The following is a 25,359-nucleotide window of genomic DNA, read 5'->3' on the forward strand; positions in this document are numbered from 1 at the left end:
AGCGTCATATGGGTATAAGAGACAGTTGTAGGGGTTTCGCTAGGAGACTGCCCAAAAAACTGAAAAGGAAGGAGGCACATGCTTGAAAACGATAACAATTGCAGCTGAAGAAGCAAAGGAACTCGTTCGGCAAAAGCTGGCCGGTGCCGGTTTGAATGAACGAGATGCTGAAAAAGTAGCAGATGTTCTCGTGCACGCTGATTTGCGCAATGTACATTCGCATGGCGTGCTGCGCACAGAACACTATGTGAACAGGCTTTTAGCGGGAGGGATCAATCCTGGGGCACAGCCTGTTTTTAAAGAAACGGGGCCTGTGACCGGGGTGCTTGACGGAGACGATGGTTTCGGTCATGTGAATTGCGACATGGCGATGGACCATGCAATTGACATGGCGAAGAAAAAAGGAGTCGGCATGGTCACGGCCGTAAACAGCAGCCATTGCGGAGCGCTAAGCTATTTTGTGCAAAAAGCGGCTGACGAAAAGCTGCTCGGAATGGCAATGACGCATACAGACAGTATCGTTGTCCCGTTTGGGGGGAGGACTCCTTTTTTAGGGACAAATCCGATTGCTTACGGTGTTCCGGCTAAGCATAAAAAACCGTTTATCTTAGATATGGCGACATCCAAAGTGGCTTTTGGGAAGATTCTGCAGGCCCGTGAAGAGGGCAAAGAAATTCCTGAAGGATGGGGAGTCGATGAAAACGGAGAAGCAGTAACTGATCCTGACAAGGTCGTCTCACTTTCAACATTCGGGGGCCCGAAAGGCTATGGACTATCGATTGTGGTGGATGTATTTTCAGGATTGCTGGCGGGCGCGGCTTTTGGCCCTCATATTGCCAAAATGTACAGCGGCCTTGATCAAAAAAGAAAGCTGGGGCATTACGTTTGTGCGATCAATCCAGCCTTTTTTACTGACTGGGATACGTTTTTAGAGCAGATGGATGCCATGATTGATGAACTGCAGCAATCACCGCCGGCTGTTGGATTCGAAAGAGTGTATGTGCCCGGCGAGATCGAGCAGCTGCATGAAGAAAGAAATAAGAAAAACGGAATTTCTATCGCCCGGAGCGTGTATGAATTCTTAAAAAGCAGGTGAGTAAAATGAAAGCGGTTCAAGTGCGAAAAGCGTATGATCTGGTGACAGCGGAGGTGAAGAAACCAGTTCTTTCAAAGGATGATGAAGTGCTCGTGAAAGTCAAGCGAGTCGGCGTTTGCGGTTCAGACATGCACATTTATCATGGAACGAATCCGCTCGCTACCCTCCCGAGAGTCATCGGACACGAGGTAACGGGACAAGTGGAGGCAGTTGGTGCGAATGTACAGAGCCTAAAACCCGGTGATCATGTGGTGATTGAGCCGATTTCTTATTGCGGATCGTGCTATGCCTGCCGCAAAGGGCGGCCGAATGTTTGCGCCAAGCTTTCTGTATTTGGCGTACATGAGGACGGAGGCATGCGGGAATATATTGTGCTTCCGGAAAGGCAGCTTCACGCGGTCTTAAAGGACTTGCCTTGGGAGGAAGCAGTCATGGCCGAGCCTTATACGATAGGCGCCCAGGCAGTGTGGAGAGGCCAGGTGGAAAAAGGTGATACCGTCCTGATCCAGGGAGCGGGGCCCATCGGGATCTGTGTGTTAAAAATGGCAAAACTGGCGGGCGCTGCTGTCATGATGACTGACTTGAACGACGAGCGGCTGGCATTTGCGAAAGAAAACGGCGCCGATGCTGTTGTAAATGTCCAAGCAGAACATGTTGCCAAGCGGGTCCTTGAATGGACTGGGAATGAAGGAGCAAACGTGGTCATTGATGCTGTTTGCCTGCCGGAGACTTTTGCGCTTTCAATTGAGGCTGTGTCACCGGCGGGACATGTGGTTGTGCTTGGATTTGATGAAAGAGCGGCTCAGATTTCTCAGCTGCCAATTACAAAAAAAGAAGTCACGATAACCGGATCGAGATTGCAGACCAATCAGTTTCCAAAAGTAGTAGAGCTTTTGAATAGAGGCCGGTTAGTGCATAACGGGCTGGTGACCCATACATTTTCAGTTGATGACGTTCATCATGCATTTCAGTTTATTAAGGAGCATCCAGATCAGGTGCGAAAAGCCGTCATCACGTTTGATTAAATGACTGAATCCGGAGGTGCGAGCATGAATATGACATTCCGATGGTATGGACGAGGCAACGATACAGTCACACTTGAACACGTGAAGCAAATTCCCGGTGTCAAAGGCATCGTTTGGGCTCTCCATCAAAAGCCCGTCGGCGACGTGTGGGAAAAAGAAGAAATCAGAGCCGAGACCGAATATATTCAATCCTATGGTTTTCATGCTGAAGTTGTAGAAAGCGTGAATGTTCACGAAACGATTAAACTTGGGAACGAAGAACGCGGCCGGTATATTGAAAACTACAAGCAAACGATCCGCAACCTTGCCGGATTTGGCGTGAAAGTGATTTGCTATAATTTTATGCCGGTTTTTGACTGGACACGCACGGACATGTTCCGGCCGCTAGAAGATGGATCGACCGCTCTGTTTTTTGAAAAGGCCAAGGTGGAAAGCCTTGATCCTCAAGAGCTGATTCGGACGGTGGAGGATGCATCTGACATGACACTGCCGGGGTGGGAGCCCGAAAAATTAGCTCGGATCAAAGAGCTTTTTGCTGCCTACAGAACGGTCGATGAAGAAAAGCTATGGGACAATTTATCATTCTTTTTGCAGGAAATTCTTCCTGTTGCTGAGGCCTATGGTGTTCAAATGGCCATTCATCCGGATGACCCGCCGTGGCCGATTTTCGGACTGCCGCGCATTATCACAGGAGAGGCAAGCTATAAGAAACTGCGGGCGATATCAGATTCACCGTCTAATTGTATCACCCTTTGTACAGGTTCAATGGGAGCCAATCCCGCTAACGACATTGTGGAGATCGCTAAAACGTATGCCGGCATCGCTCCATTTTCACATATTCGCAATGTGAAAATTTATGAGAATGGCGATTTTATTGAAACATCTCATTTAACAAAGGATGGTTCGATCAACATTCAAGGCGTGATGGAAGAACTGCATAAGCAGGATTACGAAGGATATGTCAGACCGGATCATGGGCGCCATCTTTGGGGCGAGCAATGCCGCCCGGGATATGGCTTATACGATCGGGCACTTGGCATCATGTATTTGAACGGGCTGTGGGACGCCTATGAAGCAATGGCAAAAAAAGAGGTGGGCGTATGATCCCGCTGCATGAGAACCTGGCAGGTAAAACGGCTGTCATCACTGGCGGCAGCGGCGTGCTTTGCTCTGCGATGTCCCGGGAGCTTGCCCGTCATGGCATGAAGGTGGCGATATTGAATCGGACGGCTGAAACAGGCCAAGCGGTCGTGAAGGAGATAACGGCGGCTGGCGGCACAGCGTGCGCTGTTGCTGCGGATGTGCTGGACAGGATGTCACTGGAACGGGCAAAGGAAGACATCCTTGGCCAATTTGGCGCTGTTGATCTGTTAATTAACGGGGCTGGCGGCAATCATCCTGACGCGATAACCGATGTGGAGACATATGAAGAAGCGGGAGAAGGCCAATCCTTTTTTGATATGGATGAGAGGGGCATTCTAACTGTATTCTCCACCAATTTCACCGGTGCGTTTCTGGCCTCGCAAGTGTTTGGAAAAGAGCTGCTGAAAGCCGATTCACCGGCGATCATCAACCTTTCTTCCATGAGTGCTTATTCACCTATGACGAAGGTTCCGGCATACAGTGCCGCGAAAGCATCCATCAATAATTTTACGATGTGGATGGCTGTTCATTTTGCCGAAACCGGGCTGCGGGTCAATGCGATTGCCCCAGGCTTCTTTCTGACAAAACAAAATCATGATCTGCTGATCAACCAAGACGGAACGTTCACCAGCCGATCTCACAAAATTATTGCGGGAACACCGATGAAGCGCTTCGGAAAACCCGAGGATTTGCTCGGTACGCTCCTTTGGCTGGCGGATGAATCCTATTCCGGTTTTGTCACTGGGATCACCGTTCCTGTCGATGGAGGATTTATGGCTTATTCAGGTGTGTAACGAAAGCGGTGCAACAGAAACTGAACCAACATAGGGGTGAGGTTGAGATGTTTTCAAAAGATAAGCTTCCCGTTATCCTTTTTTTGTTCCTGGCAGGGGTGATTAATTACCTGGATCGCTCGGCGCTTTCCATTGCAGCTCCTTTTATTCAGGATGATCTCACATTGTCTGCCACGCAAATGGGCTTGATTTTCAGCAGTTTTTCGATTGGTTATGCGATTTTTAACTTTCTTGGGGGCGTGGCATCAGACCGCTATGGGGCAAAGCTGACCTTGTTTGTCGCGATGGTTGTTTGGTCGCTGTTTAGCGGAGCAGTCGCCCTCGCTTTTGGCTTTGTCAGCCTGCTGATTATACGCATTCTCTTCGGAATGGGAGAAGGCCCGCTTTCGGCGACCATCAACAAGATGGTGAACAACTGGTTCCCGCCGACCCAGCGGGCGTCTGTTATCGGTGTAACCAACAGCGGCACGCCGCTCGGGGGAGCCATTTCCGGCCCGATAGTCGGCATGATCGCAGTGGCGTTCAGCTGGAAGGTATCCTTCGTTCTCATTATGATTATTGGATTGATATGGGCAGTGCTCTGGTTCAAGTTTGTCAAAGAAAAGCCGCAAGAGACGATTAAGGAAGCACCGGCAATAAAAGCAGAAACGTCTCCCAGAGAAAAAATTCCGCTCACCTTTTACCTGAAGCAAAAAACGGTCCTGTTCACGGCGTTCGCTTTTTTCGCTTACAACTACATCCTCTTCTTCTTTTTGACGTGGTTTCCGAGCTATCTTGTCGACGAGCGGGGATTGAGTGTTGAATTGATGAGTGTCATCACGGTCATACCGTGGATTTTAGGATTTATCGGGCTGGCTGCGGGGGGATTTGTTTCTGACTATGTGTACAAAAAAACGGCCCGAAAAGGTGTGCTGTTTTCGCGCAAGGTTGTGCTTGTCACGTGTTTGTTTTCATCAGCTGTCCTGATTGGTTTTGCCGGGCTTGTGGCAACGACTGCGGGGGCTGTCACTCTTGTCGCTCTGTCAGTGTTCTTTCTTTATTTGACCGGTGCTATCTATTGGGCTGTCATTCAAGATGTGGTTGATCAAAACAATGTCGGTTCTGTTGGCGGCTTCATGCATTTCCTCGCCAACACGGCAGGAATTATCGGCCCGGCTTTAACCGGATTTATTGTTGACCAAACAGGCACGTTTTCTGGAGCATTTTTGCTTGCCGGAGGGCTGGCTGTCTTCGCTTCACTTGCTGTGATTCGTTTTGTCCGTCCAATCATTGGCAAGCCAGCGGGAACAGAAGCTGAGAATCCTGTGTCTTATTAATCTGGAAATATAGTGGGAGAGGCGGTATATTTGATGATACAATATACAGTAAATAATCGCAGCCGGTATGATAAGGAAGGGAATTAGATGGTAACCATAAAAGATATCGCAAAACTCGCAAACGTATCCCACACAACCGTTTCCAGAGCACTCAACAACAGCCCTTACATCAAAGAACATACGAAGAAAAAGATATTAGAGCTAGCAGAGCAGCTCAACTATACACCAAATGTAAATGCGAAAAGTCTGGCGATGCAAAAGTCGCATACGATCGGGCTATTCTTTACAAGCATTACAAACGGAACCTCACACAGCTTCTTTGCAGACACAATCAAAGGCGTCAATCAAGCCATAAGTGAGGATTACAATCTGTATGTGCGCGGCATTGATGATCTGAAAAACTATGACTCCGTTACACCGATGAGATATGACGGCATCATTTTAATGAGCCAAAGTGACATTGATAATTCTTTTATTTACCATATTCGCGAAAAAAACATTCCGCTTGTCGTGCTGAATCGTGATATTGATGATCGCACCATCACGAATATTTTGTCCAATGACAAGGAAGGCTCTCAAGAAGCTGTAGAATACTTCATTCAGTCCGGACATCAAGACATCGCCATCATCGAGGGGATCGAAGGCTTTAAATCCTCCCAGCAGCGAAAGGAAGGCTACTTATCTGCACTGATTCAACATCATATTCCGATCAAGCATGAATACAGTGTCAAAGGACAGTACGATATGGAAAGCGGCTTTCAAGCGATGGAGCGGCTGCTGGCACTGCCGAATCCTCCAACCGCTGTTTTTTGTTCGAATGATGACATGGCAATCGGAGCGATGAATGCGATATTCGCAAAGGGCCTGCGCGTTCCTGATGATATTTCGGTGATCGGGTTTGATGATATTGGGTTTTCACAGTACATCACGCCAAGACTTACAACAGTAAAGCGCCCAGTGGAGAAAATCAGCGTGCTCGGTGCGCAAAAACTCTTGTCTCTGATCAGCGAGCCCGAAACAAGAGCAGAAAAAATCTTGGAAAACACAGAATTTATGGTGCGTGATTCAGTCAGACGATTGACGACGTGATGTCCCGTTTTTCAGCGGGCATTCTTTATAAAGAAAAATGTTAACGTGTGCATAAAAGGAGAGGGAGGCAATACGGGTGCAGAAGCTGAATAAAAATGTGTACGATCACTATACTCAGTATCCAGAAAAAATTCTCCAGTTCGGAGAAGGAAACTTTCTTCGGGGATTTGTCGATTGGCAGATTGATCAATTGAATCAACACACTGATTTTAATGGGAGCGTGGCAGTTGTCCAGCCAAGAGGCTCAGAAAAAATCAAACGATTAAATCAGCAAGATGGATTATATACGCTTTTTTTACAAGGAATGAAAGACGGAGAAGCGGTAAACGAGCATATGATTATCAACTCAATCAGCCGGGGGATTGACCTGTTTTCTGATTATGAAGCATACAAAGAATTGGCATCAAGCGAAAGGCTTCGGTTTATTATCTCCAACACCACTGAGGCTGGGATTGTATGTGATGAAAAAGATCGTTTAGAGGATAGGCCGCAAAAAGCATTCCCTGGGAAATTAACTGCATTTCTTTACTTTCGCTATCAGGCTTTTAAAGGAGATCAGACAAAAGGGTGTGTCCTGATCCCATGTGAACTGATCGAGAATAACGGTGAAAAGCTGAGGGAAACGGTTCTTCATTATGCACATCTGTGGAAGCTGGAGGAAGGATTTACACAGTGGATTCATGAGGCCAATACATTTTGTAATAGTTTAGTAGACCGGATTGTTCCGGGTTTTCCCGTCGACAGCATTGATGAGATCACGGCAGATCTTGGCTATCAGGATGATTTGATAGTTGTGGGAGAGCAATATTATTTATGGGTTATCGAGGGGCCTGATTGGATTGGAAAAGAACTTCCCTTTGCGGCTGCAGGGCTGCATACAAAGATCGTCAGCGACCTCACCCCATACCGGACTAAAAAAGTAAGAATTTTAAATGGCGCTCATACAGCAATGACGCCAGTGGCTTTATTATACGGCTTGAAGACTGTTAGGGATGCTGTCGAGCATCCGGAAGTGGGGCGATTTATAAGAGAGCTGATTGATGACGAAATTCTTCCTGTTTTAAAAATGGAAGGTCTTTCTCAGTATGCTGACGATGTGCTGAACCGTTTTAAAAACCCGTATATTAAGCATTACCTGGAAAGCATTGCATTGAACGCCATTTCCAAATTCAAAACGAGAAACCTGCCGACTCTTAAGGAATATGCTGAACAAAAGGGACAGCTTCCTGAACGCTTGGTGTTTTCTTTCAGCGCTCTTCTGTATTTTTATCATGATAACGAGACATTGCAGGATGATCCGGCAGTTCTTCAATTTTTCAAAGAGGTTTGGTGTCAGGAGGATGGCGACATGCTTCGGATTGCATCAAGAGTGTTAGGCGAACAGCGGCTGTGGGGGGCAGATCTCAATGAGATACCGAAGCTGACTGATAGAGTCGCTGTTTACTTGAATCTTATTCATGAGCTGGGCATGCAGCGGGCTCTTGAACAATACTGCATACAAGGGGGAGAGGTACGTTGAAGTCGTTTATAAAGATTCATAAGCAAGATAATGTCCTTCTTGCTCTGCGGGATATCCAAAAGGGAGAGAGGCTGCATGCGGACGGTGTGTCGGTTGAAGTAAAGGATGATATAAAAAGAGGCCACAAGATTGCATTGCAGCCTATTAAAGAAAATGACAGCATCATCAAGTACGGGTTTCCAATCGGTCATGCATCACAAGATATCTCGATCGGAGAGCATATTCATGTCCATAATACGAAAACAAACCTGTCTGATATCCAATCATACAGCTATACACCGAGATTTGATGAAAATCCGTATTCTAATGAGAACCGGACGTTTAAAGGTTTTAGAAGAGAAAACGGAGATGCGGGTGTACGGAATGAATTGTGGATTGTCCCAACTGTCGGCTGTGTCAATGGAATAGCAGAAAAAATGCTGCAGCGTTTTGTCAGAGAAACAGGGGATATCGCTCCATTTGATAACGTACTGGTGTTAAAGCATCAATACGGATGCTCGCAGCTTGGCGACGATCATGAAAATACGAAGCAAATCCTGCTGAATGCCATTCGCCATCCAAATGCCGGCGGTGTCTTGGTGTTAGGGCTTGGCTGTGAAAACAATGAGCTGGCAAGAATGAAGGAAGCACTGCAAGATGTGAACTTGAAGCGGGTGAAGTTTCTGGAATCCCAGTCGGTGACCGACGAAATGGAGGCAGGCGTTGCTTTGCTGAAGGAAATTCATGAAGCGGCCAAAGGAGATAAGAGAGAAGACATTCCGCTGTCTGAACTGAAGATCGGGCTGAAATGCGGAGGTTCGGACGGTTTTTCCGGCATAACCGCAAACCCGCTGCTTGGACGTTTTTCAGATTATCTCATTGCACAGGGAGGGAGTACTGTGCTGACGGAAGTACCGGAAATGTTCGGCGCAGAAACCATCCTGATGCAGCGGGCTGCCAATGAAGAAGTGTTTCATAAGATAGTCGATTTAATCAATGATTTCAAACAATACTTTATTAAACATGATCAGCCGGTGTACGAAAATCCTTCACCGGGCAACAAAGCGGGCGGCATTTCTACACTTGAGGATAAATCGCTGGGCTGTACGCAAAAAGCGGGGATTTCTCCTGTCACGGATGTCTTGAAATACGGTGAAGTACTCAAGACAAAAGGGCTGACTCTTTTGAGCGCACCGGGCAATGATTTGATCGCCTCCTCCGCATTGGCGGCGGCCGGCTGCCAAATTGTCCTCTTTACAACGGGGAGAGGCACGCCGTTTGGCACCTTTGTCCCGACGGTGAAAGTAGCGACAAACACCGAGCTGTATGAAGCGAAGCCGCATTGGATTGATTTTAACGCAGGCCTTTTAGCAGAGGATGATGTTCATGAGGAATATGTGCTGCGTGAGTTTATCCACTATATGATTGAGGTGGCAAGCGGCCAGCTTGTGAACCATGAAAAAAATGATTTCAGAGAACTTGCCATTTTTAAATCGGGTGTGACGCTATAATAAGAAAAGGCTATCCTTCAAGCGGATAGCCTTCTTCATTAAATCAATTTTAAACCGCTGACTAAAATAATGGACGCCATAATAAATTGCAGCGGACGCGGGGAGAATCGAGGCGAAAGATGGCTTCCGATCAGCACGCCGGGAATTGAACCAATGAGCAGATTAGCTGCCAGCATGTAATCCACGCTTCCGAAGCTTGCGTTCAAAATGCCTGCTGCCGTAACAAGAAGAAATGCATGCGCGATATCGGTTCCGACAATCTGTGACGCTTTCATGTTAAATAAGTAAATCATGGCGATTGCAAATAATGAGCCGGAACCGATTGATGTTAATCCGACGATAAACCCAAACACAACACCAATAAGAATCGTCAGCGCCCTCTTATCTTCAAGCGGCATCAGCTGCCAGCGGTTGGGACGAAGTTTTCTATCCAAAAACAAACGAACGATGATTGAAATGGCAACCAGCGTTAACACATATCCTAGAGCGTGCTTAATAATTTCTTCCTGATGCTGGTGAAAGGCGGGGAACAAATGCAATATGCCAATGGCTAGCGAAGCACTCGGAATACTGCCGATGGCTAAGTATTTTACCAATTTAAAGTTAATCGTTTTCTGCCGCCAATGGGAGGCAACGCCAAACAGCTTTGTGATCGAGTTATATACAAGATCCGTACCGACCGCGATGGAAGGATTAATTCCAAGCACAATTAAAAGGGGAGTTAATAAGGCCGCTCCACCCACTCCCGTCAATCCGACTAAGGCTCCGACAAACAAACCCATCAATATGATGCTTACACTCATGATAAAGGCCTCCTGAAAACCCGACTATTTTTATCAGATTATATATGATTAGGACGCGTTAATCAATTAAATTTTTTGAATTTTTGCACGTTAGCTGCTTGAAATTTTGGTATGCTCAATATCTCTATTCATTTGCCCTATAATGAGTGTCTGGACGAAATCGAGAAGTACTAAAGGCGCAAAAAAAAGATACCTCTTAACAGGTATCTTTTTTCTTGTTTACGCTACATGCGCTGCTGATAGAAAGGAAGCTCAGTGTGGCCCATTTCCCGCACATACACGAACAGGTTGCCTTTATGGTGAATTTCATGCTCCATTGCAAGCTGAAGCAGCGCGCGGCCTGTGACTTTTCTGCCGAAAGCGGATGTCAGATCAATTTCTCTGTCCAGCTGCTCTTCAGTCAGCTGTTCAAGGATAGCGGCCGTTTTTTCTGTATATGTTTTTGCCAGAACATTGAGATCTGTTTCTGTTTCCTCCTGCTTGTTTTGAAATGGTGAGGCATTGCCTTCCTTAATGACATTTGCGAACAAGTGGAAAGACGTAAGAATGTGTTTGACCAGCTCTTCTGCTGACATTGATGTTTCTGCCGGTTTGTAGCTGTAGTGGTCTTTGCTGATTTTTTCGGCAAGCTCATTGGTCACGTTTCGATGGGATAAAAAATGGCTGACAATTTGATTGGATTGGCTCATTATGATCTCCTCCATATGTAAAAATAAATGGTGCAATGAAATCCTATATCAACGGTTATGAATTCACAAGTAATATGCTGTGGGATGAAACAAAATGCTATGTCAATCGTATATATAACGTTCACAAAACATGAAATGGAGTATAAACATGACTAACATACCTTTCATTTATCAGTACGAAGAAAAAGAGAATGAAAGAGCTGCGGCGGGCTACGGCACTTTCGGTTACCTTATCACACGGATTGAAGAAACGCTTTATGATCAATACGGTGTATTCTATGAGCTCTATGCCAGTGATGATCCAAATACGGAATACTGGGAGCTTCTTGTAGAAGATGTCCGCAGCGGTTCATTGGAGCCTGAGCATGTGGCATATATATTTGAAAAGCTTGAAAAGAAAACCTTTGCTTACGATGAAGATGAGAAAGAACCGGATTATACCGTCCATAAGTCTATAAGAAACAGTGTATACGCGTATCCTGAAAAGGGAGTTGCTTTTGCCAGAATTCCATATTTTCAAGATGGGAGCATTATGAGTTTTGATTGTCTGTTTGCGGTTAACGATGAAAAGATGCGTGCATTTCTGGAGGGAGTCAGACCGCGTCTTTGGGAAAAAAGCAAGCGGAAAGTGACCGTGTTTACGGATGGAGATGGAGGGACTTCAAGAGAGCAGGAAGCCATTGTCAGAGAGGTTCAGCGGAGTCAAGTCATCATGAATCCGCTATTGAAAAAAGAGATATACAGATCAATTGATCAGTTTTTTCATAGTGATAAATCGTTTTATCAAACATATGACATCCCTTACAAGCGCGGCATTCTGTTATATGGACCTCCTGGAAACGGAAAGACGACGTTAGTGAAGTCGATCGCAGGCAGTATCGATGCACCTGTTGCTTATTGGCAAATTACTGAATTTACGTCGAGCGAGACAATAGAAGAAGTCTTTCAGGCAGCGAGACGCCTTGCTCCTGCAGTTCTGGTCATCGAGGATATAGATTCGATGCCGGAAGATGTGCGGTCCTTTTTTCTCAATACGCTGGACGGCGCGACATCAAAAGAGGGGCTATTTCTCATCGGTACGACAAACTATCCCGAAGAGATCGATCCAGGTTTGATGAATCGTGCAGGACGATTTGACCGTGCCTATGAAATCGGGCTTCCGGATGAAGAGCTGCGGCTGGAATATATGAAAATGAGAGGCTTTGGCATCTTTTTGAGTGAAGGAGAAATAAAAAACGCCGCAAAACTTACAGAAGGCTTTTCCTTTGCACAGCTGGGAGAATTATATGTATCTTCAGCCCTTCAATGGCACCAAGAAGGGAATCACCATATTGAAACCATGGTGAAAGACATGACAGGAGAGCAAAGAAAAAGCCAGCGGGGAAGCTGGATGGAAAGAAACAAAGTCGGTTTTCACTAAAAGAAAGCACGGGTGTTTGAAAAACCCGTGCTTTTTTGTTGCGGTTAGCCGAAATTCGACAATTGCGGTTATTTTGCGTTCTTCTTTTTCTTGTAAATATGATAAAATATGACATATCTCGGGTAATTCAAAAGGGGGGATTAATTGAGGATGAAGCAGACGATTCCGTCCTCTTATGTCGGGCTTAAAATTAATGAATGGTATACTCATATCCGGCAGTTCCACGTCGCTGAAGCCGAACGGGTCAAGCTCGAAGTAGAAAGAGAAATTGAGGATATGGAAGAAGACCAAGATTTGCTGCTGTATTATTCTTTAATGGAGTTCAGGCACCGTGTCATGCTGGATTACATTAAGCCTTTTGGAGAGGACACGTCGCAGCTAGAGTTTTCAGAATTGTTAGAAGACATCGAAGGGAATCAGTACAAGCTGACAGGGCTTCTCGAATATTACTTTAATTTTTTTCGAGGAATGTATGAATTTAAGCAGAAGATGTTTGTCAGTGCCATGATGTATTATAAACGGGCAGAAAAGAATCTTGCCCTCGTCTCGGATGATATTGAGAAAGCAGAGTTTGCTTTTAAAATGGCTGAGATTTTTTACAATTTAAAACAAACCTATGTTTCGATGAGCTACGCCGTTCAGGCATTAGAAACATACCAAATGTATGAAACGTACACCGTCCGCAGAATCCAATGTGAATTCGTTATTGCAGGTAATTATGATGATATGCAGTATCCAGAAAGAGCATTGCCCCACTTAGAACTGGCTTTAGATCTTGCAAAGAAAGAAGGCAATCCCCGCCTGATCAGTTCTGCCCTATATAATCTCGGAAACTGCTATGAGAAAATGGGTGAACTGCAAAAGGCAGCCGAATACTTTGAGAAATCTGTTTCTATTTGCAAGTCGGAAAAGTTCGATAATCTTCCGCATTCTATCTACTCTTTAACACAAGTTCTGTATAAACAAAAAAATGACGCCGAAGCGCAAAAAAAGTATCGTGAAGGATTGGAAATCGCCCGTCAATACAGTGATGAATTATTTGTGGAGCTTTTTCAATTTTTACATGCGTTATACGGAAAAAACATTGACACAGAATCGGTCTCACACACCTTTCAATTTCTTGAAGAACATATGCTGTATCCTTATATTGAAGAGCTGGCGCATGATGCTGCCCAATTCTATATAGAAAACGGACAGCCCGAAAAAGCACTTTCATTTTATGAGAAAATGGTGCACGCACAAAAACAAATCCAGAGAGGAGATTGTTTATATGAAATCTAAATGGATGTCAGGTTTGTTGCTCGTTGCGGTCGGGTTCAGCTTTACTCAGGTGATGGTTCATGCAGGTGAAACAGCAAACACAGAAGGGAAAACATTTCATATTGCGGCACGCAATCAAACATGATGCATAAAAAAGACCCTTAGGGGTCTTTTTTATTTCTTCAGCTTCCATTCTTTTATCGTCAGCTCAGAAGATCCACTTGCCACCAGCGGATCCGCATGGCCGATTTCCGCTGCCTCTTCCAGTGAATTTGCTTCGATGACATACGCTCCGCCTGTGGCGTCGCTGAATGGCCCAAACATTTTTAAACGCTTTTCTGTCTGTAAACGATCCAGAAATTCATAGTGCCCAGCCACATGCTCCTGATTAAATTTCTCCGTTCTCATTGTCAGCATTAAATATGTATACATATTCAGACCCTCCGTGAACTTCAGTTTAACACATTTATCCATATTACGGTGATAGATGATATGAGCTTTTCGTCCTACGAATGCCACCTATTTATGAAAAAAGAAAAGGAGAGATGATAGGTGAGCATTCCAGTAAAGAAAAATTTGGTTTCTGAGGCGAAATACGCGTTGAAGTGTCCTAATGCAATGTCCGCTGAATACATTACCATTCACAACACGGCAAACGATGCATCAGCGGCCAATGAAATCAGCTATATGATCGGGAACACAAGCTCGACAAGCTTTCATTTTGCGGTCGATGATCAAGAGGTGATTCAAGGTCTGCCGCTTAACCGAAACGCCTGGCACACAGGTGACGGCACAAACGGTCCGGGAAACCGCAAATCAATCGGTGTTGAGATTTGCTACAGCAAATCGGGAGGCCCGAAGTATGAGGCAGCTGAAGCCTTGGCGATTTCATTTGTAGCACAGCTTTTGAAGGAGCGCGGCTGGGGCATCGATCGGGTGAGAAAGCACCAGGACTGGAACGGAAAGTATTGCCCGCACCGCATTTTATCAGAGGGGCGCTGGGATCAAGTGAAGGCGGCAATTGAAAAGGAATTAAACGGGGGCGTATCAGCTAAAAAAGCTGCAGTCTCTTCTTCAGCGTCTGAATATCATGTGAAAAAAGGCGACACATTGTCAGGGATTGCCGCATCACACGGAGTCAGTGTGAAAACGCTGCAAAGCATCAATCATATTACTGACCCGAATTACATTAAAGTCGGACAAGTGATCAAACTGCCTCAGACGGCATCTGCTTCTAAAAGCCATGCCGCATCCTCATATCCGCTCCCATCCGGCGTGATCAAAGTGACAAGCCCGCTGACGAAAGGGACAAAAGTAAAGCAGGTGCAGACCGCTTTAGCCGCTCTTTATTTTTATCCTGATAAAGGAGCGGAAAATCACGGCGTTGACGGCGTTTATGGCCCGAAAACAGCAAATGCAGTGAAACGTTTTCAGTCTGTCAGCGGTTTAACGGCTGATGGGATTTACGGTCCGAAAACGAAAGCGAAGCTGGAGGAAAAGCTGTAAATGAAAAGACGGAAGCTGTGAAGCTTCCGTCTTTTTATCTTACATACAAACTGCGGCAAGCACCTTTTGAATATCATAAATGCTCTCATCTTTTTTAAACTGCTTTGAGACGGCAGGAAGTTCTGCGCCGGAGATCCAAATTTTCAGCTCTGAATCGAGATCAAAGCGGCCGGCGGTTTCCACGCTGAATCTGGAAATGCTTTTGTACGGAATCGATTGAAATTCCGTTTTCTTGCCTGTGATTCCCTGTTTATCCACAAGGATAAGTCGCTTTTCAGTAAAGACAATCAAATCGCGAACCAGCTTAAAAGCGGCTTCAACATTCTCACCCTCCAGCAAAATATGGGCAAGCTCTTCTTTCACAGCTGCCGTTGACAGTGTTGATGCATTGCCGAGTAATCCATCAATAAACCCCATCATATACCTCCTCTGCGTATTCTATCAAATCATACTATAAAAAAGGTTTTCATTCATAGATGAGTAGAGTAAACTGGTGCTGACTGGTAAAGGGGGGCGTTCAAGATGGAAGATATGTATGACAGCTTTGCGGCCCTTTCTGCTTCTGAGTCGGAGTACCGGATTATTTATGAGGAGAAAAACGGAAGTGAGCTTATCGTCCTCGGTCCTCACGGCGGCAGAATTGAGCCTGGCGTCAGTGAACTGGTGCTGGCATTTTCGGATCGATGTTCCATCTATTTGTTTGAGGGTCTAAAGCAGCGAAACAACCGTTCCTTGCATCTCACTAGCATTCGTTTTGATGAGCCGCTGGCTTTAGAAAAAGTGAATGACCACCATTACGCATTAGCGTTTCACGGGTATTATGATCCGAAAATCCCGCATACATTGGTCGGCGGGGCGGATCGTAAAAAAGCCAAGCTCATTTGTGAGCGTCTGAATGAAGCGGGTTTCAGCGCCGAGCTCACTAATGAGAAAGACCGCCTGGCAGGTGTACACCCAAGCAATATTGTCAATCGGACGAAAAGAGAAATGGGACTGCAATTGGAGGTAAGCACGGCACAGCGAAACGCGCTATTCCGCAATTTTGGGTGCCGTGATAAAAGCTACATACAAAACGATTTGTTTGATCGATATGTGGAAGCCGTCAAGCTTGGCTTTTATAAATAAAACTAGACGGGACCTGCACGGTGGGCCTATTCCTTCATACGCTGGGGTTGTGCGAAAGTGTGGGGAGGAATGATTCATGTTTTATCATATAAAAGAGCTTCAATATCAAGCAAAGCCAGCTCATCCCGATCCGGTTTATGCGAAAAAACTTCAAGAGGTGCTCGGCGGCCAATTCGGTGAAATTAGCGTCATGATGCAGTATTTGTTTCAAGGGTTTAACTGCAGGGCGGATGCTAAGTATAAAGATTTGTTATATGATGTGGGGACCGAAGAGATTGGGCACGTAGAAATGCTGGCAACGATGATTTCCAGACTTCTGGACAATGCACCCGCGGATGTACAGGAGGATGCTTATAAAAGCAATCCCGCTATTGCAGCAGTCATGTCAGGTATGAATCCTCAGCACGCGATTGTGTCCGGATTGGGGGCGATGGCATCAGATAGTGAGGGCTATCCGTGGAATGCAAAATACATTATCTCAAGCGGAAACCTGCTGGCCGATTTTCGCGCTAACTTAAATGCGGAGGCCCAAGGACGCCTTCAGGTGACACGGCTTTATGCCATGACCGATGATCCAGGGGTAAGAGATATGCTGTCATTTTTGATTGCAAGGGATACCTATCATCAAAATATGTGGTACGCGGCCATTAAAGAGCTGGAGGAAAGAGAACGGGATATTGTCGTCCCGACGACGTTTCCGCGTGAGCTCGAAAAGCAGGAAGTCTCCTATGACCTGTTTAACTTTTCCAGGGGAGATGAAAGCTCACAAGGAAGATGGGCACATGGGGAAGCCTTTGACGGCCGGGGTGAATTCAGGTATATCCCGGCTCCGATTGCGTTCGCATCTGCGCCTCATCTTAAACCGGCGCCCATGTGGCTGCATAATACAGTTCCCCCAATGTCGAAATGTTAGGTTCTCTTCTGGGCTGAGGAATATATCCTCAGCCCGTATTTGATCAGATGTTTTTACCAATATGATATAACGCTTTTTCCTCAGCGACCTGCAAGTGCTGCTGATCGCCTTCCTCGTACGCATTTGGCCGCTTGTGAGATAATAAATAAGCGAGCCGCTTCTGAAATTGAATACCTGCTTTACGCCGTTCAAACATGTCAAGCCTTTTATCAGCAAATTCCTTTGTTACCCGGAATACCGCCGCAATTGTGGCGAGTGCCTGGCTTCTCCATTGCGGCAGTTCCATCTGCAACAGCATAAAGGTTGGCACACAGAAGTGGTACATAAATTGATTTGCCTGGAATTCCTGAAGCTCTCTGAAGAGCTTGTTCATCTGAAAATGATTGCCTGCATGCTTTAACACGTGGCACAGCTCATGGCCAAAATCCTCCCATTGCTCTTCCCGTGACTTTTTTTGGTTCAATACGATACTGTACATGCCGTCGTATTTCACCATCATGCTCCCCATATCCTCAAAATGCACCCAAATATCCAGATCCTTTGCGATTTTCAGCATGTCAATGTGATGAGGGGATGTGATGCCCAGCCGGCCGTATAAATTTTTAACGTATTCCTCCAGATGTGATAAGTAATCGCCCAATTGAATACTCCCTTTCGAACATTTGTTCTGTTTTTAGCGAGAAAGAAAAGCCCGTATAGGACTGGAAGGTAGTGTAGAAATCTTTCCCTTTTCTTTAAAAAATAAACACTTTTTTCTTTATATCGGTCTACTTTTTATATGTTTTAGAGAACAGAGAACGATTTATTTATTTTTCGGTTTGCGGTTTTTCTCTTTTTCTTTTAAATAGTTGATAAATTCGATGGCCTGCTGTTTGCTTTCTGGGGAAAAATCCTGCATATCGCGGTATGCAAGCTGCAGGTCCGGATCTGAGAACATATCGTCATCGGATTTTTTGTCTTTCCCCGTTAATAAGTAATCAGTCGTTACTTGAAAGTAATCAGCCAGCTTTTGGAGTGTGTCGTAATCGGGTTCGCTTCGCCCGTTTTCATAGTGGGAATATCGTGCCCGTGACACACCGATGTGTGATGCGATTTCTTCCTGTGTCCTTTTCCCTCTGAGACTCTTCAATCTGCCGCCTATCATACTATGACCTCTCTTTTTTAAACTCCCTACGTTACTTATGATTATAGATACAAAATGTATCAAAATAAAGTTATGATAAAAAAAGTATCAAAAATAACTTGATGATACAGAATGTATCGTTTATACTTGGTAACATCCGATACAAAATGTATCAAAAAAGATCAGGAGAGTGATCACATGTATCCGATCCAAATCGTTTTTAGTGAAAATCCCATAGATCAGCGCCATCTCGGACAATCCGGCGGCACCATTTCGTTTACCGCATGCGGCCTTCCGGTGTTTCACTTTGAAACGCAGGAACAGTTTCAAGCATACATGATGTTAAAAGGAGAAGCGGCGTACAATGAAAAACGATAAAAGCTATCCTTTTCCGACGTATTCAGGGTTGTTGAATTCAGAACATTATGACAAAATTGGCCCGGCGTTATGGCTGTTTCTCTGGTTTATCAGCTCAACAACAAAAGAAATCGAAAAAGACGGCGTAAGCTGGGGCATCGTACTCGGCCATAAGCCGTTAAAAGCGAGAGAAATGGCGGCAGTCTTCGGCGTAAGTGAAAAAACCGTCAGAAGATGGCTGGAGCTTCTCGAAAACCATGATTACATAAAGGCCGTCCGTGCGCCATACGGACTGATGATTTCGGTCAAGCATTCAAAAAAATTCAGCTTCAGATCGGACAATACTGTACACGGGAGTCTAAAAGAACGGCCATTTTCGCCGCAGACACCGGACACAAACGACCGTACAGATATAGATAAAACAAACAAATATACTGCTGCTGATGATGCAGTGGATCACATTGCGAAGCGGTTTACACAATTACGGTCGGCTCAAGAAGGACGCACCGTGTATCCTTCCTCAAGAGATTATCAAGCCATCGCCCGCATTGTTGCCATCGGCGTTCCTGTCACGCAAACAATCAAATGGCTTGAAGAATGCTTTCAGGCTTTTGAAAACCGGCGGACCGCCGCTTCTGAAACAATCAAGGCTTTTCGCTACTGCTCGAAATTCATTGAAGATCGATTTTTCGCGCAGCAAGCCAAAAAGAATGCCGCAATTCAGCATGAGAGGATGAAAAAACATGACAAAACGAACAATCGAACAGATTTTGGACGAGCTGAGAAGAGGGAGACGTCCATTACTGGCGGACAAACCGGCCGAATCAGACGCAAGCAGGTATGATTGCCTGCGCTGCAAGGATCAGGGAGGTTATCTCGTCAGGCAGAATGGCCTGGAAGTCTGGACGATGTGCAGCTGCATGGCAGAACGAAAAGTGAAGCGGCTGCTGGGTGCAAGTGAGATTACCCACGCTTTCAGACAGCTCGGCTTCAAGGAATTCCGCACGGAGGGAAAGCCGCAGGCCATAAAAGACGCATTTGAGTGTACAAAAGAGTATGTTGCCGATTATGAACAAATCAAGGATTGCCGAAAAAACAGCATTGCCCTTTTAGGACAGCCCGGATCAGGGAAAACACACCTTTTGACCGCCGCAGCCAACGAATTAATGAGAACATGCTATGTGCCTGTCATTTATTTTCCGTTCGTGGAAGGCTTTACTGATCTGAAAAATGATTTTGCCCTATTAGAAGCGAAGCTGAACCGGATGAAGCAGGCGGATGTGCTGTTCATTGATGATCTGTTTAAACCGGTTAACGGCAAACCCCGCGCTACAGATTGGCAATTAGAGCAAATGTATTCGGTACTCAACTATCGCTACTTAAATCATAAACCGATTTTGCTTTCGAGCGAGCTGACAATTGAAGGACTTGTACGGGTCGATGAAGCGCTCGGCACGAGAATCTATGAGATGTGCAGTGACTATTTAGTGATTATCAAAGGAGCAGCCTACGAGCTTAACCATAGATTGGAGGGCGTCAGATAATGTGTAAGCTTTGTCAAACAAAGAAAGTCATTGTGGAACATACCGGTATTGGAGTCGTTTTTCATCCATGTCCGAACTGCCGGTCCGGCACTGACTTAACGCCTGTCATTCAAAAGCTGGAGCAAATGCTGACAGCGGGAAAAGCGAGGCTGAATATCTATGATTAAACAGCTGACTGCACTAATCGCTTTGCTGTTTCGGGCAAAGCGAACAGAAAAAAACATTGAACAATGGTATAAGGACGACGGGAAGTGAAAGTGTTGGCAAAAACAAAACAGGCAGAGAAAAGCCCTGCGCCGTGGCGTGCTGTCCCGTGCGGGGATACCAAACCGATCTATATTTATTCAGCTTACAGTGAAGAAGAAAAAGAAAGATTCCCATATTCAAATGGACGGCTGATTGCCGCTGTATTTGACCTCAGCTCTTATTCGCAAAAAAGCAATGCCGCTTTGATGGCCGCTGCGCCTGAATTGCTGGAAGCGTCTAAAGCAGCGCTTGATTTTCTGAAAGGGAATTCTGTTCATTCAAAGGAGCGCATCATTCAGCTATTAGAAAAAGCTGAAGCAAGCGCTGCACCGAAAAGGGGAGGAAATAAAACATGATTCATCCTAAAAAACTGCTGCATATCGATTCCGTCACGCTTAAGAGCCAGCTGGAGGACGGGAAAATCCGTGTCATTATTGTGGATGGCATCAAGCAAGAAGCATGGATCACAGAAGCGCCCGAGCATGGAAAAACGCTCGTCGAAACAAGAAAGGGCGACCTTGCCCGAGTGGAATTTGAAATCGGCTACAAATTAAATTAAAGCGAAAACAGAATACGTCCAAGACGGAAAGCCTGCGGACACTGATCAACTGCACAGCATTTGTGCGTTGATTGGTGTCCGTTTTTTATTTGCCAAAAATGAGGAGGATCATAGAATGCAAGACTTACTATTTGAATATAAACGAACGCTCAAACAAACAAGAAACCAATATAAACCGCTCGCTGAGGCAGATGAATCCGTGCTCTCAGCTGAAGAGCTGAAGGATAAAAAAATCATCAGAAATATGATTACTGATCTTGAATATGTAACAGAGTGGCTTGAAAAAGGAAGGCAGCCCGGTATCAGACGGGCGATTGACCGGCGTGATGCCTACCAGCGGCTGATGATCAAGGACCCGAGAATCATCGAATCATTTTCCAGCGCTATGATGTTTGAGCCGGACGGACAGGTATCAGAAGAAGACAGAGAGAGAATTCGAGAAGCATTAGCCCTGTTAACGGACAGAGAAAAGGAAATGTTTTTGCTGCATAAGGTAGAATGTTTTTCTTATGAACGGATCGCCGATCTTCTCGGCGTGAAAAAATCGACAGTGCAAACGACGATCAAACGGGCAATCGTAAAGGTGCAAAGACAGCAGGAAGAAATGAATCGATCACTTGCATGAAAGCTTGTCATACGTTTGCCACCTATAAGTGAATAGAGCATGACACATAAGCGGCTGGCATGATCAGCCGCTTTTATGAATAAACAACCATGCTGGAGGTGGCGGTGATGCCGTAGCATGAAAACACAACAGCGCGAACAAGCATTAGCAATCTATCAACAACATCAAGGAAAGATCACAAATCGGGCGATTGCGGACACAATCGGTGTTTCCCCGAAAACAATCGGCATCTGGAAAAAACAAGACAAATGGAAAGAGGCCCTGTTTTCTGCGTCCAAAAACGAACAAAAACAGCGCCCTATAGACAACGATGAATTAAATGAACGCCAGCGGCTGTTTTGCCTGTATTACGTCAAAAGCTTCAATGCCACACAGTCAGCAATCAAAGCGGGCTATTCTCCGGACAGCGCTCATGTGACGGGCAGCCGGCTCTTAAAAAACGAAAAGGTCGCTGCTGAAATCAGACGCATTAAAAAAGAAATGGTCAATGAGATGTTTATTGAAGCGATGGATGTGCTGCAGGTTTATATCAAGATCGCGTTTGCGGATATTACGGACTATGTGACCTTTGGAAAAAAAGAGGTCCAGGCTGTCGGGAAATCGGGTCCGCTGTTTGATGAAGATGATAATCCGATTATGAAGGAAATCAGCTTTGTCGATGTCAAAGACTCCGGGCTCGTTGATGGCACCATTGTAACGGAAGCAAAACTTGGGAAAGAAGGCATTGCCATCAAGCTTGCAGATAAAATGAAGGCGCTTGAGAAGCTATCCTTATATTTTGATTTGTTTCCAGATCAATTTAAACAAAAAATTGAAAATGAGAAATTGAAGCTTGCCAAACAAAAAGCGGAGAAAACAGATGACAGCCAGGAGCCGATTGAAATTATGATCAAACGAAAAGAGCGCAAGTCATGATTGTAAAAGAAATCAACCCTCATTTCGAAGATTACGTGTTCAATTGGGAGCAGACGTACCAGTTTCTCGTCGGCGGCTACGGCTCCTCCAAAAGCTATCATACCGCATTGAAAATCGTGCTAAAGCTGCTGAAGGAAAAACGGACGGCCCTTGTGATCCGGGAGGTGTTCGATACCCACCGGGATTCGACCTTCGCCTTGTTTCAAGAGGTGATCGAAGAGCTCGGTCTCACAAAGGCTGTGGCATCTCTTTCTTCCCCGCTGCAGCTGCGATTTCACAATGGCAGCCGGATCATGTTCAAAGGAATGGACAATCCGGCAAAATTAAAATCGGTTCATAACATTTCATTAATATGGATTGAAGAGTGCTCAGAGGTGAAGTATGAGGGGTTCAAGGAGTTAATCGGACGTCTTCGCCACCCAGAGCTGAAGCTTCATATGATCTGTACCACCAATCCCGTCGGCACCTCCAATTGGACGTACAGGCATTTTTTTCGGGATGAACGCAAGAAACGGTTTGTGCTGGATGACAGCGAACTTTACGAAAAGCGGACAATTGTGAAGGGAGATACGTATTACCATCATTCCACCGCTAACGACAATCTTTTTCTCCCGGAAAGCTATCTGAAACAGCTTGAAGGACTTAAGGAGTATGATCCTGACCTGTACCGGATTGCCCGCAAAGGCCGATTCGGCGTCAATGGGATCAGGGTGCTGCCGCAGTTCGAGGTACTCCCGCATGATCAAGTGAAAAAATGTATCGCAGCCATCAGCAAGCCAATCTTTCGTACAGGTATGGATTTTGGATTCGAGGAATCCTATAATGCCGTCGTCCGGCTTGCTGTAGATCCTGAAAAAAAATACCTCTACATTTATTGGGAGTATTATCAAAATAAAATGACAGATGATAGGACGGCTGAGGAGCTGCGTGAGTTTATTGAGACACAGGAATTGATCAAAGCCGACTCGGCTGAGCCGAAAAGCATCCAATATTTCCGCCAGCAGGGCTTTCGGATGGTTGGAGCCAGAAAGTTTCCCGGCTCCAGGCTTCAATATACCAAAAAGGTAAAACGGTTCAAAAAAATCTTCTGTTCGGACCGCTGTGAAAATGTCATCTATGAGCTCAAGACACTTACGTATGCCAAAGATAAAAACGGAGCTCTGATTGAGGATGAATTCACGATTGACCCGCATACGCTTTCTGCCATTTGGTATGCGCTTGATGATTATGAGGTTGCTGATATGAAAGAGACAGCACACAAACGAATCCGGCCGAACCGAGAAAGGAGGAGGTCATAAATCATGCACAATCAAACAGTCAGAGCAACTGTATTTAAAGCCAATGCCGCGGCTCCTCAGACAAAGCAAATCTATGAAGATGACTTTTCTGAGCTGTACGGAGAGGACATTATCGCTCCGCCCTACAATATCATCGAGCTCAAAACTATTGCCGAATACTCGACCATTCTACAGCAATGCATTGATGCGTACAGAGTGAATATTACAGGCTTTGGATTCGATGTTGAGTACACATTTGATGTCAACGCAAGTGATGTCGATCAGGCAAAAAAGAAAAGAGCGGAAAAAGACTGGGCCAGACTCGAAGCCTTTTATAAATGTCTTCACTTTGATGAATCAGCTGAAATGATTTTAGGCTATGCCATCGAAGACAGAGAAAAAACAGGCAACGGATTTATGGAAGTGCTTCGCGACGGGGCGGGAAAACCTGCCGGCATCGAATATTTAGATGTGGAATATATGCGTGTATGCGGAGCAGGCGAGCCTGTAGAGGTTTCATTTGTATATGAAGAAAACGGGAAAATGAAAAGGATCAAAAGGCAAAAACGCTTCCGAAAATATGTGCAGATGATCAATGGAAAGAAAGTATTTTTTAAAGAATACGGCGATCCGCGAAAAATGGATATGCGCACAGGTGAATATGTAAACACATTGGCAGAGAAGTATCAAGCAAATGAAGCCATTCACCTCAAAATCGGAAGCGGCGTATACGGTGTACCCCGCTGGATCGGCAATATTGTCAATTTATACGGGGCCCGAAAAGCAGAAGAGCTCAATTTTATGTATTTTAAGCAGGGACGTCACGTCCCCGCTGCGATTACAGTGGAAAACGGGATGCTGTCTGAAGCTTCTTACCGGGAGCTGCAGGAATACATGAATGATCTTGAAGGCGTGGAAAACGCACATAAATTTCTCCTGATCGAAGCGGAAGGAATCGCAAAAGAAAAGGATCTCCACGGAGGCGAGGATATTACGCCGGTTTCCGTGGAAATCAAATCTTTGGCTGAAATTCTCCAAAACGACGCCTTGTTTCTTGAATACGATGAAAAAAGCAGAAATAAGCTGCGTTCCGCGTTCCGTCTCCCGCCGCTGTATACAGGCGAGGCCCAGGAATACAACCGGGCGACAGCTGATACTGCTAGAAAAATTACGGAGGAGCAGGTTTTTCAGCCGGAGCGAAAAACGCTCGTGAATAAACTGAACACGCTGCTTTTGCCGGAGCTGAATATCCATGACGTCAGGCTGACATTAAAAGGACCGGACTTTCGTGATCCGCTTGAGATTGCGAAGGTGCTCGGTCCTTTTATTACAGCAGGAGCGGTCTCGCCGAATGATTTACGCGACCTTGCCGGACGGGTGCTTGGCAAAACACTTGAGGAGTGGCCTGAGGACATTTATAAACGGCCTGCAGGACAGGATGCGGAAAAGACAAACCTGACTGCGCTCATGCAGGAGTTGAAAGAAAGCATCGAAGATATCAAAACGTCCTGAAGGGAGGTGAATC

The 25,359-nt window shown here is 45.5% G+C and carries 30 protein-coding genes; 24 read left to right on the forward strand and 6 right to left on the reverse strand.

Annotated elements, in window-relative coordinates; translation table 11 throughout:
- Nucleotides 1-82 precede the first annotated feature (82 nt).
- The 8 genes from allD (at nt 83) to RAC86_RS07625 (ending at nt 9,472) form a co-directional block, all read left to right on the forward strand.
- Nucleotides 83-1,096, forward strand: a complete 1,014-nt coding sequence (gene allD, locus RAC86_RS07590; RefSeq protein WP_377885466.1) for an ureidoglycolate dehydrogenase — start codon at nt 83-85, stop codon at nt 1,094-1,096.
- Between the two features lie 5 nt (nt 1,097-1,101).
- Nucleotides 1,102-2,121 carry a zinc-binding alcohol dehydrogenase family protein gene (locus RAC86_RS07595; protein ID WP_326146065.1) on the forward strand — a complete coding sequence of 340 codons (1,020 nt, stop codon included), beginning with the start codon at nt 1,102-1,104 and terminating at the stop codon, nt 2,119-2,121.
- Nucleotides 2,122-2,145: 24 nt separating this feature from the next.
- Complete coding sequence (uxuA, locus tag RAC86_RS07600; protein ID WP_377885467.1) at nt 2,146-3,225, forward strand: mannonate dehydratase; 1,080 nt, start codon at nt 2,146-2,148, stop codon at nt 3,223-3,225.
- Nucleotides 3,222-4,058, forward strand: coding sequence for an SDR family oxidoreductase (locus RAC86_RS07605; RefSeq protein ID WP_377885468.1), 837 nt, complete (start codon nt 3,222-3,224; stop codon nt 4,056-4,058). The genes uxuA and RAC86_RS07605 overlap by 4 nt, the downstream gene beginning before the upstream one ends.
- 47 nt (nt 4,059-4,105) lie before the next feature.
- Nucleotides 4,106-5,374 carry an MFS transporter gene (locus RAC86_RS07610; RefSeq protein WP_377885469.1) on the forward strand — a complete coding sequence of 423 codons (1,269 nt, stop codon included), beginning with the start codon at nt 4,106-4,108 and terminating at the stop codon, nt 5,372-5,374.
- Nucleotides 5,375-5,461: 87 nt separating this feature from the next.
- On the forward strand, nt 5,462-6,463 hold the full coding sequence (locus RAC86_RS07615) for a LacI family DNA-binding transcriptional regulator (RefSeq protein WP_095010688.1): 1,002 nt from the start codon (nt 5,462-5,464) through the stop codon (nt 6,461-6,463).
- 76 nt (nt 6,464-6,539) lie between these two features.
- Nucleotides 6,540-7,982, forward strand: a complete 1,443-nt coding sequence (locus RAC86_RS07620; protein WP_377885470.1) for a tagaturonate reductase — start codon at nt 6,540-6,542, stop codon at nt 7,980-7,982.
- Nucleotides 7,979-9,472, forward strand: a complete 1,494-nt coding sequence (locus RAC86_RS07625; protein ID WP_377885471.1) for a UxaA family hydrolase — start codon at nt 7,979-7,981, stop codon at nt 9,470-9,472. Before RAC86_RS07620 ends, RAC86_RS07625 begins: the two co-directional genes overlap by 4 nt.
- A 38-nt stretch (nt 9,473-9,510) precedes the next feature.
- Here the strand turns inward: RAC86_RS07625 and RAC86_RS07630 are convergent, their stop codons facing one another.
- Both RAC86_RS07630 and RAC86_RS07635 read right to left on the reverse strand, forming a co-directional pair.
- Nucleotides 9,511-10,275: a sulfite exporter TauE/SafE family protein gene (locus RAC86_RS07630; RefSeq protein ID WP_033884348.1), complete on the reverse strand. Its 765-nt coding sequence runs from the start codon at nt 10,273-10,275 to the stop codon at nt 9,511-9,513.
- Nucleotides 10,276-10,499: 224 nt separating this feature from the next.
- On the reverse strand, nt 10,500-10,964 hold the full coding sequence (locus RAC86_RS07635) for a DinB family protein (RefSeq protein WP_014479541.1): 465 nt from the start codon (nt 10,962-10,964) through the stop codon (nt 10,500-10,502).
- A gap of 148 nt (nt 10,965-11,112) precedes the next feature.
- Here RAC86_RS07635 and yjoB point away from each other — a divergent pair, with 148 nt between their 5' ends.
- The 3 genes from yjoB to phrA all read left to right on the forward strand — a co-directional run bounded on the left by yjoB (nt 11,113) and on the right by phrA (nt 13,789).
- The gene (yjoB, locus tag RAC86_RS07640) at nt 11,113-12,384 is read left to right on the forward strand and encodes an ATPase YjoB (RefSeq protein WP_003245490.1); all 1,272 of its coding nucleotides are present in this window, start codon (nt 11,113-11,115) and stop codon (nt 12,382-12,384) included.
- Between the two features lie 144 nt (nt 12,385-12,528).
- The gene (gene rapA, locus RAC86_RS07645) at nt 12,529-13,665 is read left to right on the forward strand and encodes a response regulator aspartate phosphatase RapA (protein WP_015252291.1); all 1,137 of its coding nucleotides are present in this window, start codon (nt 12,529-12,531) and stop codon (nt 13,663-13,665) included.
- Nucleotides 13,655-13,789, forward strand: coding sequence for a phosphatase RapA inhibitor PhrA (phrA, locus tag RAC86_RS07650; RefSeq protein WP_003245487.1), 135 nt, complete (start codon nt 13,655-13,657; stop codon nt 13,787-13,789). Before rapA ends, phrA begins: the two co-directional genes overlap by 11 nt.
- Before the next feature lie 29 nt (nt 13,790-13,818).
- On the opposite strand, the gene RAC86_RS07655 is transcribed toward phrA, so the two are convergent.
- On the reverse strand, nt 13,819-14,076 hold the full coding sequence (locus tag RAC86_RS07655) for a YciI family protein (RefSeq protein ID WP_377885473.1): 258 nt from the start codon (nt 14,074-14,076) through the stop codon (nt 13,819-13,821).
- A gap of 120 nt (nt 14,077-14,196) precedes the next feature.
- On the opposite strand from RAC86_RS07655, the gene RAC86_RS07660 reads away from it, so the two are divergent.
- Entirely contained in the window at nt 14,197-15,150 is a 954-nt protein-coding gene (locus tag RAC86_RS07660; protein ID WP_377885474.1) for an N-acetylmuramoyl-L-alanine amidase, read from the forward strand.
- Nucleotides 15,151-15,189: 39 nt separating this feature from the next.
- On the opposite strand, the gene RAC86_RS07665 is transcribed toward RAC86_RS07660, so the two are convergent.
- Complete coding sequence (locus RAC86_RS07665; RefSeq protein ID WP_015715726.1) at nt 15,190-15,567, reverse strand: PH domain-containing protein; 378 nt, start codon at nt 15,565-15,567, stop codon at nt 15,190-15,192.
- Between the two features lie 105 nt (nt 15,568-15,672).
- Here RAC86_RS07665 and RAC86_RS07670 point away from each other — a divergent pair, with 105 nt between their 5' ends.
- Entirely contained in the window at nt 15,673-16,275 is a 603-nt protein-coding gene (locus RAC86_RS07670) for a poly-gamma-glutamate hydrolase family protein (protein WP_377885475.1), read from the forward strand.
- Between the two features lie 76 nt (nt 16,276-16,351).
- On the forward strand, nt 16,352-17,188 hold the full coding sequence (locus RAC86_RS07675; protein ID WP_003245071.1) for a manganese catalase: 837 nt from the start codon (nt 16,352-16,354) through the stop codon (nt 17,186-17,188).
- Nucleotides 17,189-17,231: 43 nt separating this feature from the next.
- On the opposite strand, the gene RAC86_RS07680 is transcribed toward RAC86_RS07675, so the two are convergent.
- Both RAC86_RS07680 and xre read right to left on the reverse strand, forming a co-directional pair.
- Nucleotides 17,232-17,828, reverse strand: a complete 597-nt coding sequence (locus RAC86_RS07680) for an ImmA/IrrE family metallo-endopeptidase (RefSeq protein ID WP_003232721.1) — start codon at nt 17,826-17,828, stop codon at nt 17,232-17,234.
- A gap of 162 nt (nt 17,829-17,990) precedes the next feature.
- Nucleotides 17,991-18,332: an HTH-type transcriptional regulator Xre gene (xre, locus tag RAC86_RS07685; protein WP_003232719.1), complete on the reverse strand. Its 342-nt coding sequence runs from the start codon at nt 18,330-18,332 to the stop codon at nt 17,991-17,993.
- A gap of 177 nt (nt 18,333-18,509) precedes the next feature.
- Between xre and RAC86_RS07690 the strand changes: the two genes are divergently transcribed.
- The 10 genes from RAC86_RS07690 (at nt 18,510) to RAC86_RS07735 (ending at nt 25,346) form a co-directional block, all read left to right on the forward strand.
- On the forward strand, nt 18,510-18,689 hold the full coding sequence (locus RAC86_RS07690; protein WP_003232712.1) for a hypothetical protein: 180 nt from the start codon (nt 18,510-18,512) through the stop codon (nt 18,687-18,689).
- Entirely contained in the window at nt 18,676-19,512 is an 837-nt protein-coding gene (locus RAC86_RS07695; protein WP_003245799.1) for a phage-like element PBSX protein XkdB, read from the forward strand. Before RAC86_RS07690 ends, RAC86_RS07695 begins: the two co-directional genes overlap by 14 nt.
- On the forward strand, nt 19,412-20,212 hold the full coding sequence (locus RAC86_RS07700; protein WP_010886492.1) for an ATP-binding protein: 801 nt from the start codon (nt 19,412-19,414) through the stop codon (nt 20,210-20,212). Before RAC86_RS07695 ends, RAC86_RS07700 begins: the two co-directional genes overlap by 101 nt.
- Nucleotides 20,212-20,379 (forward strand): hypothetical protein, encoded by a 168-nt coding sequence (locus tag RAC86_RS07705; RefSeq protein ID WP_003245588.1) that lies wholly within the window; start codon nt 20,212-20,214, stop codon nt 20,377-20,379. Before RAC86_RS07700 ends, RAC86_RS07705 begins: the two co-directional genes overlap by 1 nt.
- Before the next feature lie 84 nt (nt 20,380-20,463).
- Nucleotides 20,464-20,814, forward strand: a complete 351-nt coding sequence (gene xkdD, locus RAC86_RS07710) for a phage-like element PBSX protein XkdD (protein ID WP_021479479.1) — start codon at nt 20,464-20,466, stop codon at nt 20,812-20,814.
- Nucleotides 20,811-21,017, forward strand: a complete 207-nt coding sequence (gene xtrA, locus RAC86_RS07715; RefSeq protein WP_003244900.1) for a phage-like element PBSX protein XtrA — start codon at nt 20,811-20,813, stop codon at nt 21,015-21,017. Before xkdD ends, xtrA begins: the two co-directional genes overlap by 4 nt.
- Before the next feature lie 115 nt (nt 21,018-21,132).
- Complete coding sequence (locus RAC86_RS07720) at nt 21,133-21,642, forward strand: sigma-70 family RNA polymerase sigma factor (protein ID WP_019712460.1); 510 nt, start codon at nt 21,133-21,135, stop codon at nt 21,640-21,642.
- A gap of 117 nt (nt 21,643-21,759) precedes the next feature.
- The gene (gene xtmA, locus RAC86_RS07725; RefSeq protein WP_041351206.1) at nt 21,760-22,557 is read left to right on the forward strand and encodes a phage terminase small subunit; all 798 of its coding nucleotides are present in this window, start codon (nt 21,760-21,762) and stop codon (nt 22,555-22,557) included.
- Complete coding sequence (locus RAC86_RS07730) at nt 22,554-23,855, forward strand: PBSX family phage terminase large subunit (protein ID WP_128422186.1); 1,302 nt, start codon at nt 22,554-22,556, stop codon at nt 23,853-23,855. Before xtmA ends, RAC86_RS07730 begins: the two co-directional genes overlap by 4 nt.
- Nucleotides 23,856-23,858: 3 nt before the next feature.
- Nucleotides 23,859-25,346, forward strand: coding sequence for a phage portal protein (locus RAC86_RS07735; RefSeq protein ID WP_377885476.1), 1,488 nt, complete (start codon nt 23,859-23,861; stop codon nt 25,344-25,346).
- Nucleotides 25,347-25,359: the final 13 nt, after the last annotated feature.

This window comes from Bacillus sp. LR_5 (genome assembly GCF_042709275.1).